We start from the raw sequence: 14792 nt of genomic DNA on the forward strand, positions 1-14792 counted from the left end.
GCTCGCCGTTGTCCGGACTGCCGTCAGGCGATGGGTCCGCGGGCGGCCTCGTAGGCCGCGCCGACCCGGTACAGCCGGTCGTCGGCCAGCGCGGGCGCCATGATCTGCAGCCCCACCGGCATGCCGTCGTCCTTGCTCAGCCCCGACGGCACCGACATGGCCGGGTGGCCCGCCAGGTTGGTCGGCAGCGTGCACAAGTCCGACAGGTACATGGCCAGCGGGTCGTCGACCTTCTCGCCCAGCTTCCACGGGGTGAACGGGCTCGTCGGCGAGACCAGCACGTCGACCTGCTCGTAGGCGGCGTCGAAGTCGCGCGCGATCAGGGTGCGAACCTTGAGCGCCTGACCGTAGTAGGCGTCGTAGTAGCCCGCCGAGAGCGCGTAGGTGCCGATCATGATGCGGCGCTTGACCTCGGGGCCGAAGCCCGCCGCGCGGGTCAGCGCCATGACCTGCTCGGCGCTGTGCGTGCCGTCGTCGCCGACGCGCAGGCCGTAGCGCATGGCGTCGAAGCGCGCCAGGTTCGACGACACCTCCGAGGGCATCACCAGGTAGTAGGACGGCAGGCCGTATTCGAAGTGCGGGCAGGACACCTCGACGACCTCGGCGCCCAGCTCCTTCAGCACGCCGACCGCGGCGTCGAAGGAGGCGAGCACACCCGGCTGGTAGCTGTCGGAGTGCAGTTCCTTGACCACGCCGATCTTCACGCCGCGCAGATCGCCCGCGGCACCCGCGCGCGCGGCGGCCACCACGGGCGGCACCGGCACGTTGCGCGAGGTGGAGTCCTTCGGGTCGTACCCGGCGATCACCTCGTGCAGCAGCGCGGTGTCGAGCACCGTGCGGCCGCAGGGCCCGCCCTGATCCAGCGAGGACGCGCAGGCGACCAGGCCGAAGCGCGAGACCGTGCCGTAGGTCGGCTTGGTGCCGACGGTCGCGGTCACCGCGGCGGGCTGCCGGATCGAGCCACCGGTGTCGGTGCCGATGGCCAGCGGCGCCTGGTGCGAGGCCAGCGCGGCCGCCGAGCCGCCGCCGGAGCCGCCCGGGACGCGCGTGGTGTCCCACGGGTTGCGGGTCGGGCCGTAGGCGGAGTTCTCGGTGGACGAGCCCATGGCGAACTCGTCCATGTTGGTCTTGCCGAGGATCGGGATGCCCGCCGCGCGCAGCTTGGTGGTCAGCGTCGCGTCGTACGGCGACATCCAGCCCTCGAGAATCTTCGAGGCGCAGGTGGTCGGCATGTCCGTGGTGGTGAACACGTCCTTGAGTGCCAACGGAACTCCGGCCAGCGGCGAGGCGGGCGCCTGGCCCTCGGCCAGCGCCGCATCCACCGCGGTCGCGGCCGCGAGCGCGTGCTCGCCCGCGACGTGCAGGAACGCGTTGAGCTCGCCGTCCACCTCGGCGATCCGATCCAGGTGCGCCTGGGTGACCTCGGCCGAGGACACCTCGCGGGCGTGGATCTTCGCGGCCAGTTCGGCCGCGCTGAGGGTGGTCAGCTCCGGCCCACCCGTCTCCCGGCCGCCGCCCCTCACGGAATCGCCCTGCGATGCTGTACTCATTCGCCCTCTCCCAGAATCTGCGGCACCAGGAAGCGCTGCTCGTCGACCGCGGGCGCGGCCGCCAAGGCCTGGTGCGGCGTCAGGCCGGGCACCAGCTCGTCGGGGCGCGTGACGTTGGTCGCCGGATTCGGCGAGGACGTGGCCGGGACGTCGGCGGCGGCGACCTCGGAAATGGTCCGCACGTGGCTCAGGATCGAATCCAGCTGACCGGCGAACTGATCCAGTTCGGCGTCGGACAGCGCGAGCCGGGACAGCCGGGCGAGGTGTGCGACCTCGTCGCGGGAGATGGCGGGCACCGCGGGACCCCTTTCGGCATGGTTGTGCATGGGTGGCCGTGCACGACGACCGCGCTGGCGCTCGGCTCACATCGTGCACGGAAGATGTTAGTCCGCGACCGGGATCGCTCCGCCCACCCGGTCGTCGCCGGGCTGCGGTGGACACATCGACAGTACGCCGCGCGACTCAACACCCGTCCAACAGCACGAACCGCGACGACACACCCCGAAATCTAGAGCGACACGCCGCGATGGCGCGAAATTGCCGCGTGGTGTTCGTCACTGGACGCTCTTCGAGTCGATAACAGGCCGTTAGGGGTGTAAGTATTGCCAGACCCGGGTATCCGACCACCAGGCTCGGCCGGCCAGAGGAAAGGAACGCGCGTGTCATACCTGCTCCGCGTGCAACTTCCGGATCGCCCGGGAAGCCTCGGCGCACTCGCGCTCGCATTGGGTTCCGTCGGCGCCGACATCCTCTCGCTGGATGTGGTCGAACGCGGGGCAGGCTTCGCCGTGGACGATCTCGTCGTGGAAGTTCCACCCAACGCACTCCCGGACACTCTCATCACCGCCGCGGAATCGATCGGCGACGTCCACGTGGACTCCATCCGCCCGTATTCGGGCGTGCTGGACACCCACCGCGAACTCGAGCTCATCGACCAGGTGGCCAGCGCACGCGACGACCGGCTGCAAGTGCTCGTCGACGGTGTGCCCCGCGTGCTGCGGGTCGGCTGGAGCACCGTGATCGACCTGGGCCCGCACGGCGCCTACCGGGTGGTCGGCAGCCAGAGCGCGCCGCAGACGCAGGCCGGTTCGGCGCCGTGGATGCCGCTCGAGAAGCCCGCCGTGCTCGATCCGGAGGCCGAGTGGGTGCCGCAGATCTGGCGGGACATGGATACCAAGCTGGCCGCCGCGCCGCTGGGCAACACCGGCAGGGTGCTGCTGCTCGGCAGGCCGGGCGGACCGGACTTCCGTCCGTCGGAGGTGGCGCGGCTCGGTTACCTGGCGGGCATCGTCGCGACCGTTCTCGGCTGAACCCGCGTTCCGCGAGTCCTGAGCGGACCTGCCGCGCGGTCAGCGTAGGGGCAGGGGCAAGCGCAAGACGGTGAGCAACTCGCCCGCAGGCGTCGTCCAATCCCGTTCCGGCACAGCGACGAAACCTAAGCGATCGTAGATGCGGCGGGCGTCGACCATCGCGGGCATGGTGGTCAGCGCCACCGCCTCGCACGATTCCGCGGTCGCGGTCTCGATCACGGTGCGCACCAGCGCCGTTCCCGCGCCGAGTCCGCGGGCCCGCTTGTCGACCGCGAGCATGCGGAACTCCAGCTCACCGGGACGGGCGATCTCCGCGTAGGGCAAGCCGTACCGGGCGACGGTGAGCGAGCCGACCACGCGATCGTCGTGCACCGCGACCAGGATCTGCGCCGCGGCGGCCCTGCGCTCGGTGTCGGCGAGCTCGGTGACGTACGAGCTGCTTGGCGGGACGTAACCCTCACCCACGTAGACGTCGACGGTCAGCTCGCCGACTGCGGCGTACTCCTCCGGAGTCGCCGTCCGGATGACCATCTCGTGCACGCCCATACCGGCATCCTGCCACCGCCGCGGGCGACCTTGACATCCGACCAGTTCAGGAACCCAGGGGCGGACGGCTACCCGGATGCGCAATCTGCCACCGGTCCGGCTTGCCCTGCGGGTAGACGACCGGGATGTAGTCACCGATCGCGGGCCACTGATTCACGTCCCAAGCGAAGCGACCGTAGACCACGGTCTCCGGCACCGACGGACCGGTCAAGTTGCCGGTGATGGTGACGTACTGCTCACCCATGGCCTCCGGGCGCGGGCTCACGCCCGTGACGTACAGCGAGCCGGACTCCGGTTGTGCCATCTGGAAGCCCTGCCGTCCCCGGCGATAGGCCACGAGCAGCGCCACCAGCGTGGTGACCATGATCACCAGCATTGCGAATTCCAGCATGCACCCATCGTATGGCGCGGGCCGCACGCGTCCTCGGCGCGCGGCCCGTGCGGTCCCCTGTGGGTTTCAGAGCGCCGCGAGTTCGCTCGCACCGCGCTCGGTGCGGCGGACCTGCCAGACCGCCGTGCGGGTGCGCTGCGAACGACCGTTGCCCCGATCGATCAGCGAGCGGTTGTCGGTGGTGAAAACCAGCTGGGCGCCATGGGCATTGGTCTCCGGGTTCTGGAACAGCTGGATCAGCCGATCGGCCTGCTCGGCGGGCAGATGTGCGCCGATGTCGTCGACAGCGAGCACCCGTCCGTTGTCGAGGGCGTCGAGCATGGTGGGCAGCAACCGCAGCAGCGAGAGCGTCGCGGCGGATTCGTCGGTGATGTCGAACGGGGCGTCGATGCCCGCGTGCACCAAGCCGAGGCCGACGCCGCGCCGGGCCACCATACGGGTGTAGAGCGCGTCACGGGCGGCGCGCAGATTCGTCAGCTCCCGTTCCAGCATCAGCGGGGTGATCCCGTTGTCCTGCAGCAGCAGGCGGTCGGCGTGGGCGGGCGAGTTGGCGCACAGCTCGGCCTGTTTGGCGGTGCCTTCGATGTCGGCGTCGAGTTCACGCAGATAGTCGGCGTAGAGCGGGTCGTTCTCGGCGATCAGCAGATCCGTGATGCCCAGTTCGGCGGCGCGCAGCAACAGCAGCAGCCGGGCCGCGTTGTCCGGGGACCGCGAGATGTGGCCGCCCAGCCGGTGCGCCACCGCGTCCGGCTCGGCCGCGCCGCGCTGCACCTCCAGCATCGAGGAGAACCAGCGGTAGGCGGGCACCAGCGCCTCGGCGTACATCTGCCCGGCGAGGCTGAGCAGCAGCGCGTTCGGACGCGCCAGCGGCACCAGCGCGGCGATGCCGTAGCGGGCGGCCTCGAACATGGGACCGATTTTGATTTGTTCGCCGTTGCGCTCGAACACGATTCGCTTGCGCGAGCGCGGATGGCTGTACAACCATTCGGCGGTCACCTCGGCATTGTCCAGCCGGAAGCCGTAGGTGAACGGGCAGCCCTCCGCGACGAACCCCGCAACGAACTCGGTCGGTCGATCCGGAAAACCCAAGTGCGGCGCACGAACCGGGCCCGCGTACGGATCCCACCCGGTGACCGAATGCAGCACCGCGTCACGCATGTGCCCGAGCGCATCGATCAGGCTGGTCTTCCCCGCCGCGGTCCCCCCGTGCACCGCGGTCACCGGCACCGCCACCGGCCCACTCCCCTTGGTCAGCCGCAGCTCCTGCCGGTCGGCCAGCGATCTGTGGTTGGTCACCTGAAAACTCCGCAGCATGCCGCCATACTTCCGTCCCACCCGCCCCTGTGCGACACCAACCCGCGTCGCCGCACGAATCAGCACTCGACGCCCGCCACCGTCCGTCGTTGTGGATAAGTTCGATTTCCTAGCCCCAACCTGGCCGGATGCGACGCGCATCCGCTCTCGGTCGGAGCACGACACGGTACGCTTGGCTCCATGACCGAGGCCTCGATCGCCTACCACTGGAGCCGCGACGAGTTCTTGCGCGCGTGGCAAGCGGGTGCGTTCGACCGTCGGGTCGAACTCGTCGAGGGGGAGGTTTGGTCGGTGGTCATCGGGGGCTGGCACGGAGAGGCGGTATTCCGCGTCGCGGCGGCTTTGCGGTCGAGCCAGTTCAAGGTCAGCGGAGCGACGCTGCCGACCGAGGATTCACTGCCGGATCCCGACTGCTGGGTCCGCCGGGTCGATGCCGAACCCATTGATGTTGTCGGCAAGAAGATCCCGGTGTGGGCACCGGAGGACATCTCGCTGGTTGTAGAGGTTTCCGACGAAACGGTGGTGCCGGACCTCAACGTCAAGGCCAATCTCTACAGCCGGGGCGGGTACCCGGTCTATTGGGTCGTCACCAGGGAACTGATCTACGAACACACCGAGCCCACGCCGAGGGGCTATGCGAACGTTCGCAAGTTCCTTCCCGGCGAGCTCATTCCGCTGCATTTCGCCGACACCGCGGTCGCCGTCGAAGACATTCTGTTCGAGGAGTAGTCGGCGGGCGTCTCGGGCGGACGTGGGGACAGCGGGGGCGATCGGGGTTAGCATGCTGGCGCTAGCTCCTGTGGGGGCGTGGCTGTCCGAGCGTCTCCAAGGGATGAGGTCCAGCGATGACACGAATGCTTCGTCGGCTCGTGATCCGCGGTGCGGTGATCGGGGCGATCGCCGCCGGTGCGGTGGTCGCGGTGCCGCAGACGGCGATCGCCGACGCGCCGTGCCCGGACGGTACCGCGAGGGTGTTCCTCAACGACGCCACCAACGTGTGCCAGAGCGGCAGCGCGACCTATACCGCTCGACCGGCGGTGAGCAAGGTGTGTTCGACGGGAGGCACCACGGTCGTGGTGGAGACCACCGGTCCGCGCCGGGTCAACCGGCGGCACATCGAACTCGAGCCAGGCGGGCACTGCGCGCGCCTCGAGATCGAGGGCCAGGAAAGCGCCACCGTGCAGGTCCAGCCCGCCTGATCGCCGCCGCTTCCGAACTCGGCGAGCGCCGCGTCTCCGACCGATGCGCTAGGAGAGCTCCGGCGCCGTAGGAGACCCCAGCGCCGTGCAAGACCTCAGCGCCATGGGAGACCTGAAGCGCCGCAGTGCCGATCACGCTTCGCTAGCCGCCGCCGCGCCACAGCAGTGCGCTGTCGCCGAACTCGTGCCATAGGTAGCCGGTATCGAGCGCTTCGGCGTACGCGCGGCGCACGGTGGAGTCCCCGGCGACCGCGACCAGCAGGTCCAGATGCGACGCTCCGGGCGCGTGCCAGCCGGTGATCAGCCCGTCGACCACCCGGGCGGGACGATCCGCGCCGAGGACGAGTTCGGTCCACCCGCTCTCGGGGCGCACCCGTCCGTCCGTGTCGGCGGCGGATTCGAGCGCCCTGGTGACCGTGGTACCGACCGCGACGACCCGGCCGTTCGCGGCTCTGGTGTCGTTCACCAGACGTGCCGTGGCCGGGGGCACGGCGAAGCGCTCCGGGCTCGGAGGTTCTCCGGCTTCCGGCGAGGAGACGCCCGTGTGCAAGGTGATCGGAGCGAGGGCGACCCCGGAGCTGACCAGGTCCAGCACCACGTCGTGCGTGAACGGTCGTGCGGCGCTCGGCATTTCCGCGCTGCCAGGGACGCGCCCGAACACCGTCGTGTAGTACGAGGGCGACCATCGCCGCGGCACGTAGGAGTAGGTGATCGGTCGCCCGTGCTCGCTCATGAGAACTCGCGGATCCACGGTGACGTCGGCGATCCACAGCCTGCGCGCCCCCGGCAGCCACGTCCCGCGCAGTGTCGCGCGTGCTCCGTCCGGCAGCTCGATCACGGTGCCCGCCCGCAGTTTCCGGCTCGGCAGTGGGGTGCGCTCGCGGGTCCGCGCCTCGACCACCCAGCCGCCGTCGTCCAGCCAGGTGGCGAAGTGCAGAGTGATCGGCAGGTCCGCAATGGCGGCGTCGACTCCGGCGGAGGTGGTCGCCGAATTGTTCACCACCACAAGGTCACCCGGCCGCAGGTAACGCGGAAGTTCTCGAAACCGCGCGTGTGTCAGCCGATCTCCGGCGACCAGCAGCCGGACACCGTCCCGCGCCGTGCCGCGTGTCTCCGGCGGGGCATCGGCGTTGTACCGGTCCGGCAGCTCGAAGGACCGTGCCCATCCGCCGGAACCCGTTGCGGCCCCGATATTTCCGTGTTTCGACAATGGACGGTGCCGCGGCTCGCCCCGCGCGGGCACGGTCGACGCTTCGCCACTCATGCCTCCACCTCGCCAGCGCTCGGCTCCGGCGTGCGCGATGCGCACTGGCACATGATTCGCTCACTCATCGCGCCACCGCGAAATCCGCCGCGGTGTAGCGGCCGTTCTTCGGCCGTTCGTCGAGCAGCCGAAGCAACGCGGGCACAACGGTGTCCGGCTCGGGCCGATCGGAGATGTCCTCGCCGGGGAACGCGGCCTGGTGCATCTCGGTGCGCATATCGCCCGGATCGAACGAGTAGATCGCCAGCTCCGGGTGCTCGGCCGCGAGGATCGCGGTGAGCTGATCCAGCGCCGCCTTGGCCGAACCGTATCCACCCCATCCCGGATACGGTTCCACGGCGGCGTCGGAGCTGATGTCGATGACGACGCCGCCGAGATCGAGCAGCGGCAGCACCGCCTGGAGGATCGCCAGCGGGGCCACGACGTTCGTGCGATAGACGGCCTCGAGTTCATCGAGCGGATAGTCGGCCAGCCGGGGCAGCGGGCTGGGCCCGAGCCTGCTGGCGTTGTTCACCACGAGATCGAGCGGTCCGGCCCCTTCGGCGATTTCGGTCAGCCTGGCGCGGTGTGCGGGATCGGTGACATCGCCGGTGACGGCGATGAACGCGGCGCCGAGCTCGGCACGGACCCGGTCGAGCCGGTCGCCGCGGCGGGCGGTGCCGATCACCCGCCAGCCGCGCCCGGCCAGCGCGCGGGAGAGTGCGAGGCCGAGCCCGGCCGAGGCGCCGGTGATCAGGGCGGTGGGACGGTGAGTCATGACGGTCTCCTGATAGTTGCCTACCCGACCGATCGTCATACCTGAAGCATGGTTCAGGTCAAGTGCCGTTCACCACCGCGCGCAATCACCGGCCGCGGGGCTACTCCTCGGCGCCCTCTTCTACCTCGGACGCCGCGGGCGTCACCGCCTCCGGCCCGTGCTCGAGCAGCAGCCGGAAACCGTCTTCGTCCAGGATCGGCACCCCGAGCTCCTCGGCCTTGGCCGCCTTCGAACCCGGCGCCTCGCCGATCACCACGAACGCGGTCTTCTTGGAGACCGAGCCCGCCGCCTTGCCGCCACGCACCAGGATTGCTTCCTTCGCACCGTCGCGCGAAAAGCCTTGCAGCGAACCGGTGACGACGATCGACAGGCCTTCCAGCGTGCGTTCGATGGACTCGTCGCGCTCGTCCTCCATCCGCACGCCGGCGGCGCGCCACTTCTCGACGATCGCGCGGTGCCAGTCGACGGTGAACCACTCGGCCGCCGCGGCGGCGATGGTCGGGCCGACGCCGTCGGCGGCGCCCAGCTCCTCGACGGTGGCCGACTCGATCCGCTCCATGCTGGCGAACTCGGCGGCCAGCGCCCTGGCGGCGGTGGGCCCGACGTGCCGGATCGACAGGCCGACCAGCACGCGCCACAGCGGACGGTCCTTGGCGGAGTTCAAATTGTCCAGCAGCCGTTTGCCGTTCGCCGAGAGGCTGCCGTCCTTGTTGGCGAACAGCGAGGTGGTGAGCAGGCGCGGCTCGTCGAGGTCGAACAGGTCGCCCTCGTCGGTGATGGCGCCGGACTTCAGCAGGTCGATGGCGGCCTCGTAGCCGAGCGCCTCGATGTCGAAGGCGTTGCGGCTGGCCACGTGGTACACCCGCTCCCGCAGCTGCGCGGGGCAGGAACGCTGGTTCGGGCAGCGGATGTCGGCGTCGCCCTCCTTCTCCGGCGCCAGCTCGGTGCCGCACTCCGGACAGTGCGACGGCATGACGAACTCGCGTTCCTCGCCGGTGCGTGCGTCCACCACCGGGCCGAGCACCTCGGGGATCACGTCGCCCGCCTTGCGGATGGTGACGGTGTCACCGATGAGCACGCCCTTGCGCTTGACCTCCGAGGCGTTGTGCAGCGTCGCCATCGCCACGGTCGATCCCGCGATGGACACCGGCTCCATCACCGCGAACGGGGTGACCCGCCCGGTGCGCCCCACATTGACCTCGATATTGATCAGCTTGGTCGTGGCCTCCTCGGGCGGGTACTTGTAGGCGATCGCCCAGCGCGGCGCGCGCGACGTGGCACCGAGGCGACGCTGCAGTGACATCTCGTCGATCTTGATAACTTGGCCGTCGATCTCGTGCTCGATGTCGTGCCGGTGCTCGCCCCAGTAGGCCACCCGCTCGATCACCGCCTCCACACCCTGCACCCGCCGGGTGTGCTCGGAGACCGGCAGTCCCCAGGCCGCCAGCGCGCGGTACGCCTCGTACTGCGAGGCGGGGGTGTAGCCCTCGATGCGGCCGAAGCCGTGACAGATCATCCGCAGCCGCCTGCGCGCGGTGACCGACGGGTCCTTCTGCCGCAGCGAACCGGCCGCGGTGTTGCGCGGGTTCGCGTACGGCGGCTTGCCCTCGGCCACGATGGAGGCGTTGAGCGTCTCGAAATCCTCCAGCCGCATGTACACCTCGCCGCGCACCTCCAGCAGGTCCGGGACGGGAAACTCGTCGGTGGCGGATAGCTCGGCCGGGACGTCGTCGATGGTGCGCGCGTTGAGGGTGACGTCCTCGCCGGTGCGGCCGTCGCCGCGGGTCGCGGCCCGTACCAGCCTGCCCTTCTCGTAGACCAGGTTGAGCGCGACGCCGTCGATCTTCACCTCGCACAGGTAGTGCAGGTTCGGGCCGGTCTCGGCCTCCACGCGCGCGGCCCAGGCGCGTAGTTCGTCGTAGCTGAACACGTTGTCCAGTGAGAGCATCCGCTGCAGATGGTCGACCGGGGTGAAATCGGTCGCGAAGCCGCCGCCGACCAGCTGGGTCGGCGAATCGGGGGTCCGCAGATCCGGGTGCTCCTCCTCCATGGCCTGCAACCGCCGCAGCAGCTCGTCGAACTCCCCGTCGGAGATGATCGGCGCGTCGCGCACGTAGTAGCGGAACTGGTGTTCGCGCACCTCGTCCGCGAGCTGCTGCCACTGCACCCGCTGCTCTGCCGTCGCCGGAACCACCGCACTGTCGCTGTCACTCACGAGAGGCACAGTAGTCGAGCGCACCGACACATTCCCGCACGTCGACGCCCTGTTGCCCGGCCGGGACCGGTCAGGAGAAGGTGAGCGACTCCGGGTCTTCGGCGAAGGCGCGGGCCGTCTCGTTCGCCAGGCTCAGCGCGCGCCGGGCCCAGGACAGCGGCGCGCCCGCCAGCCCGCATGCCGGGGCGACGAGCACACTCTCGGCGAGCGCGGTGCGCGGAAAGCCGAGCCGATCGATGAGCCGTACGCCGGGTTCCGCGATCTCGCGCCAGGTCACCGGTGTCGGTGCCGCGGTACTCCTGGTCGCCTGCGCTGCGGTCCTGGTCGCGGGGTCGGTGGTCGGCACGAGCCCGAGCACCAGTCGCTTCCCGGCATCGAGCGTCTCGCCGATGCTGTCGAGATCGCGGGTGCCGATCGTCGCGACATCGAAGCCGACCGCGGCGGCCGCGCTGCGGCGCAAAAAGGCCAGCGCGGGCGGCTCGGCGCAGCTGTGCACCAGCACCGGGGCCGATTGCGCCTCGATGACCCCGTCGAGCACGGCGAGCGCCTCGGGTCCCGGCATCGCGCGCACGGTGTTCAGCACGCTGACGCCGCGCAGCGAACCGTTCAGCACATCGGTCAGCGACGGCTCGTCGAGCTGCAATACGACCCGCGCGCCGAGCCGTTTACCCACCTCGGCGACGTGCTGGGCGAGGCCCTCCGCGAGGGATTCCGAAAGGTCGCGCAGCGCACCGGAATCGGTGAGCGCGCGGTGCCCGCCGGGCAGCTCGACCTCGGCGGCCAGCGTCAGCGGTCCGGTGGCCTGGACCTTGACGACGCGTCCGGTGCCCACCGAACCCGATGTCTCCCATGCCTCTTCGAGCGCGTCCAGGTCGGCGCGCAGCAGATCGCGGGCGCGGCGGGAGACCGCGCCGGGACGCGCGGCGAGCCGGTAGCCGCGAGTGCTCGTGTCGAAGCGCATGTCCACCAGCAGGGCCGACACACGGCCGATCATGTCGGCGCCGAGACCGCGTCCCGGAAGCTCGGGCAGGTGGGTCAGCTCGGCCAGCTCGCCGAGCACGGTGTTCGCGGCTTCGCGCGGATCGGTGCCCGGCCACGACCCCACGGCCGTCGCGATGCCGCCGGACAGCGGGTCGACCGCGCCGCGCTCGGTGGAATCCGCAGCGCCAGTACCGGTTTCGCTCACCACGTCCTACCCATTCGATGTGTGATGGATGCCGCCGGTGTCGACGGCGCGCCGACCTCCGCCGGGGTGCGCCCGGACGCGGCCTCGTGACACTACCGCGCACCGAGCGTGCGGAGTGCGCGTCGAGCGCTCGGCCTACCGCGCCTCGACGCTCGTCGTGTCGTCGGCCGGGTGCTCCGCGTGCGAGGTGCCGCTGATGGTGCCGCTGCCGATCACCTCGTCGCCGAGCGCGTCCGGTCGATACAGCACGACGGCCTGTCCCCTGGCGACGCCGGTCAGCGGTTCACGCAGCCGCACCTCGAGGCCGCCGCCCACCGCCTCGGCGAGCGCGGGCGCGGTGCCGCCGTGCGCGCGCACCTGCGCGACGCACTCGATCGGACCGTCCGGCGCCGAGCCCGAGGTCCAGATCGCGCGCTCGGCGCGCACCGTCCAGACCCGCAGGTCCTCGGCCGAGCCGACCCGCACGGTGCCGGAATCGGGGTCGATACCGGTGACGTAACGCGGCTTGCCGTCGGCCGCCGGGCCCCCCAGTCCGAGACCCTTGCGCTGGCCGATGGTGAAGCCGTGCACACCCTCGTGCTCGGCGAGCACGGTGCCGTCGGCGTCCACCACGGCGCCCGGGCGGATGCCGATCTTGGCGCCGAGGAAGGCGCGGGTGTCACCGGAAGGGATGAAGCAGATGTCGTGGCTGTCCGGCTTGTTCGCCACCGCGAGTCCGCGCTCGGCGGCCTCGGTCCTGATCTGCGGCTTCGGGGTGTCGCCCACCGGGAACATGGCGCGGGAGAGCTGCTCGGCGGTGAGCACGGCCAGCACGTAGGACTGGTCCTTGTCGGCGTCCACCGCGCGGCGCAGCACGCCGTCCTCGAGCCGGGCGTAGTGGCCGGTGACGACAGCGTCGAAGCCGAGCGCCACCGCGCGGTCGGCCAGCGCCGAGAACTTGATCTTCTCGTTGCAGCGCAGGCACGGGTTGGGCGTCTCGCCCGCCGCGTAGGCCGCCACGAAGTCGTCGATCACGTCTTCCTTGAAGCGATCCGCGAAATCCCAGACGTAGAAAGGGATTCCGAGCACGTCGGCGGCGCGGCGGGCGTCGCCCGCGTCCTCCTTCGAGCAGCAGCCGCGCGAACCGGTGCGCAGCGTGCCGGGGGTGGCCGAGAGCGCCAGATGCACGCCGACCACCTCGTGCCCGGCGTCGACGGCGCGCGCCGCCGCGACGGCCGAGTCGACACCACCGCTCATCGCCGCGAGTACCCGCATCACACACCACCTTTCGCACCGGCAAGGCCAGCGGCCCTGGCCCGCTCCACCACCTGGGGCAAGACATCGAGGAGGGCGTCCACGTCGGCGCGGGTCGACGTGTGCCCCAAGGAGAATCGCAGCGAGCCGCGCGCCACCCAGGGCTCGACGCCCATGGCGATCAGCACGTGACTCGGCGTGGCAACGCCCGCGTTGCAGGCGGAGCCGGTCGAGCATTCGATCCCGGCGGCGTCCAGCAGCATCAGCAGCGAATCGCCCTCGCAGCCGGGGAACGTGAAGTGCGCGTTGCCTGGCAGACGCTGCGCGCCGGCCGGACCGTTCAGCACGGCCTCCGGCACCGCCGCGGTCACGCCCGCGATGAGCGCGTCCCGCAGCGCGGCCAATTCGGCGGTGCGCGTAGGCAGTTCGGCGATGGTGGCCTCCAGCGCGGTGGCCAGGCCGACCGCGGCCGCGGTGTCCGAGGTGCCGGAGCGCAGATCGCGCTCGTGCCCGCCGCCGTGCAGCAGCGGCACACATGCCACCTGCCTGCCGAGCAGCAGCACGCCGACACCGTGCGGCCCGCCGACCTTGTGCCCTGCGAAGCTCGCAGCGGAAAGGCCGCTCGCGGCGAAATCGATCGGCAGCTGGGCCGCGGCCTGGATCGCGTCGCTGTGCATGGGAACGCCGAATTCCTGTGCCACCGCGGCCAATTCGGCGATCGGCTGAATCGCGCCGACCTCGTTGTTGGCCCACATGACGGTGACAAGGGCGACCTCGTCGGGGTGCTCGGCCAGCACCGCCCGCAGCATGCGCGGCGACACCACGCCGTCGGCGTCCACCGGCAGCCAGGTGGCCTGCGCCCCCTCGTGCTGCTCCAGCCACTCCACCGCGTCGATGACCGCGTGATGCTCGATCGAGCTGGCGATGATCCTGGTGCGGCGCGGCTCGGCGTCCCTGCGTGCCCAGTAGATGCCCTTGACCGCCAGATTGTCGCTCTCGGTGCCACCGGAGGTGAAGATCACCTCGGACGGCCGGGCGCCCAGATTCGCGGCGATCGACTCGCGCGCCTCCTCGAGCAACCGGCGCGCGGCGCGACCCGATCCGTGCACCGACGAGGCATTCCCCGGCCGCGCCATGGCAGCCGTCATCGCCTCGATCGCGGCAGGCAGCATCGGTGTGGTCGCCGCATGATCGAGGTAGACCGTCTGGGGCGCAGCACCGGTGACCGGACCCGAAAAAGCCGACTTCATGACCAGTAAAGGATAGCCGCAGCGAGTGCGCCGTTATTCCCGGCCGAGTGTGGGCCGACGGCACCTGCCGTGAACTGCGACCTTCCCGTCCGTGGTCCACACCAGCGCACGCGCGGCGGAGCGGGCCCTTCGGATGTGAAGTTTGTGGCTCCTCTCGCCTATGACGACGACCAGTTCGCGCAGGGAAACGCACAACCGGGAAGTGCCCGAGGTCCCGCGAGCCGTCGGAGGACGGGCGTACGGCACGCGGGTCGTCACCACGTCCGATCAGGCCGCGGGTCGGGCGGCGACGGTGCCGACAAGCCGAGGGTTCGAGCGCTCTCGGTGAGATGCGCGAGGCCTGCCGACGCCGAGGCGATGGTCGATATGCCCCCGGGAAGTCGTCCGCCTCGACCTGGCTGGCGAACCGATCGAACATCTCTTCATCAGAGTTGACGGTGCGGCGTCGACATCACCGCGCTCGCTGCAGCTACATAACGCGGACGTCAGATCGGGGAGAGCGGCCTCACAATGGCTGCGTATGAGTGACGTCGGGGTTCCCGACGACTCGCACCGGCAAGATCTCCCGTCAACAGTT

General features: G+C 70.4%; 14 protein-coding genes. 3 read left to right on the forward strand and 11 right to left on the reverse strand.

Annotation, left to right across the window (positions count from 1 at the left end):
* Positions 1–23 precede the first annotated feature (23 nt).
* Positions 24–1550: an Asp-tRNA(Asn)/Glu-tRNA(Gln) amidotransferase subunit GatA gene (gene gatA, locus NL1_RS00490; RefSeq protein WP_067832720.1), complete on the reverse strand. Its 1527-nt coding sequence runs from the start codon at positions 1548–1550 to the stop codon at positions 24–26.
* Entirely contained in the window at positions 1547–1846 is a 300-nt protein-coding gene (gene gatC / locus NL1_RS00495; protein WP_067832951.1) for an Asp-tRNA(Asn)/Glu-tRNA(Gln) amidotransferase subunit GatC, read from the reverse strand. The genes gatA and gatC overlap by 4 nt, the downstream gene beginning before the upstream one ends.
* A gap of 363 nt (positions 1847–2209) precedes the next feature.
* On the opposite strand from gatC, the gene NL1_RS00500 reads away from it, so the two are divergent.
* Entirely contained in the window at positions 2210–2860 is a 651-nt protein-coding gene (locus NL1_RS00500) for an ACT domain-containing protein (RefSeq protein ID WP_067832722.1), read from the forward strand.
* Between the two features lie 39 nt (positions 2861–2899).
* Here NL1_RS00500 and NL1_RS00505 read toward each other — a convergent pair whose 3' ends face one another.
* The 3 genes from NL1_RS00505 to NL1_RS00515 all read right to left on the reverse strand — a co-directional run bounded on the left by NL1_RS00505 (position 2900) and on the right by NL1_RS00515 (position 5111).
* Positions 2900–3406, reverse strand: a complete 507-nt coding sequence (locus NL1_RS00505; RefSeq protein ID WP_067832724.1) for a GNAT family N-acetyltransferase — start codon at positions 3404–3406, stop codon at positions 2900–2902.
* 46 nt (positions 3407–3452) lie between these two features.
* The gene (locus tag NL1_RS00510; protein ID WP_067832726.1) at positions 3453–3797 is read right to left on the reverse strand and encodes a hypothetical protein; all 345 of its coding nucleotides are present in this window, start codon (positions 3795–3797) and stop codon (positions 3453–3455) included.
* A 66-nt stretch (positions 3798–3863) separates the two neighbouring features.
* Positions 3864–5111: an AAA family ATPase gene (locus NL1_RS00515; protein ID WP_067832955.1), complete on the reverse strand. Its 1248-nt coding sequence runs from the start codon at positions 5109–5111 to the stop codon at positions 3864–3866.
* Positions 5112–5291: 180 nt separating this feature from the next.
* On the opposite strand from NL1_RS00515, the gene NL1_RS00520 reads away from it, so the two are divergent.
* Both NL1_RS00520 and NL1_RS00525 read left to right on the forward strand, forming a co-directional pair.
* The gene (locus NL1_RS00520) at positions 5292–5840 is read left to right on the forward strand and encodes a Uma2 family endonuclease (RefSeq protein WP_067832728.1); all 549 of its coding nucleotides are present in this window, start codon (positions 5292–5294) and stop codon (positions 5838–5840) included.
* 116 nt (positions 5841–5956) lie between these two features.
* Positions 5957–6310, forward strand: a complete 354-nt coding sequence (locus NL1_RS00525; protein ID WP_156094581.1) for a hypothetical protein — start codon at positions 5957–5959, stop codon at positions 6308–6310.
* Positions 6311–6452: 142 nt separating this feature from the next.
* Here NL1_RS00525 and NL1_RS00530 read toward each other — a convergent pair whose 3' ends face one another.
* The 6 genes from NL1_RS00530 to NL1_RS00555 form a co-directional block, all read right to left on the reverse strand.
* The gene (locus NL1_RS00530) at positions 6453–7574 is read right to left on the reverse strand and encodes an S-adenosylmethionine:tRNA ribosyltransferase-isomerase (RefSeq protein ID WP_084510196.1); all 1122 of its coding nucleotides are present in this window, start codon (positions 7572–7574) and stop codon (positions 6453–6455) included.
* Between the two features lie 64 nt (positions 7575–7638).
* Positions 7639–8331 (reverse strand): SDR family NAD(P)-dependent oxidoreductase, encoded by a 693-nt coding sequence (locus NL1_RS00535; RefSeq protein WP_067832960.1) that lies wholly within the window; start codon positions 8329–8331, stop codon positions 7639–7641.
* A gap of 100 nt (positions 8332–8431) precedes the next feature.
* Positions 8432–10546, reverse strand: coding sequence for an NAD-dependent DNA ligase LigA (gene ligA / locus NL1_RS00540; protein ID WP_067832732.1), 2115 nt, complete (start codon positions 10544–10546; stop codon positions 8432–8434).
* 70 nt (positions 10547–10616) lie between these two features.
* Complete coding sequence (locus NL1_RS00545; protein ID WP_067832962.1) at positions 10617–11675, reverse strand: methionine synthase; 1059 nt, start codon at positions 11673–11675, stop codon at positions 10617–10619.
* A gap of 192 nt (positions 11676–11867) precedes the next feature.
* Positions 11868–12986: a tRNA 2-thiouridine(34) synthase MnmA gene (mnmA, locus tag NL1_RS00550; protein WP_067832735.1), complete on the reverse strand. Its 1119-nt coding sequence runs from the start codon at positions 12984–12986 to the stop codon at positions 11868–11870.
* Positions 12986–14215 (reverse strand): cysteine desulfurase family protein, encoded by a 1230-nt coding sequence (locus NL1_RS00555; protein ID WP_067832737.1) that lies wholly within the window; start codon positions 14213–14215, stop codon positions 12986–12988. The genes mnmA and NL1_RS00555 overlap by 1 nt, the downstream gene beginning before the upstream one ends.
* Positions 14216–14792: the final 577 nt, after the last annotated feature.

It is taken from the genome of Nocardia lijiangensis NBRC 108240, assembly GCF_001613045.1.
In the GTDB taxonomy this organism is placed as follows: domain Bacteria; phylum Actinomycetota; class Actinomycetes; order Mycobacteriales; family Mycobacteriaceae; genus Nocardia; species Nocardia lijiangensis.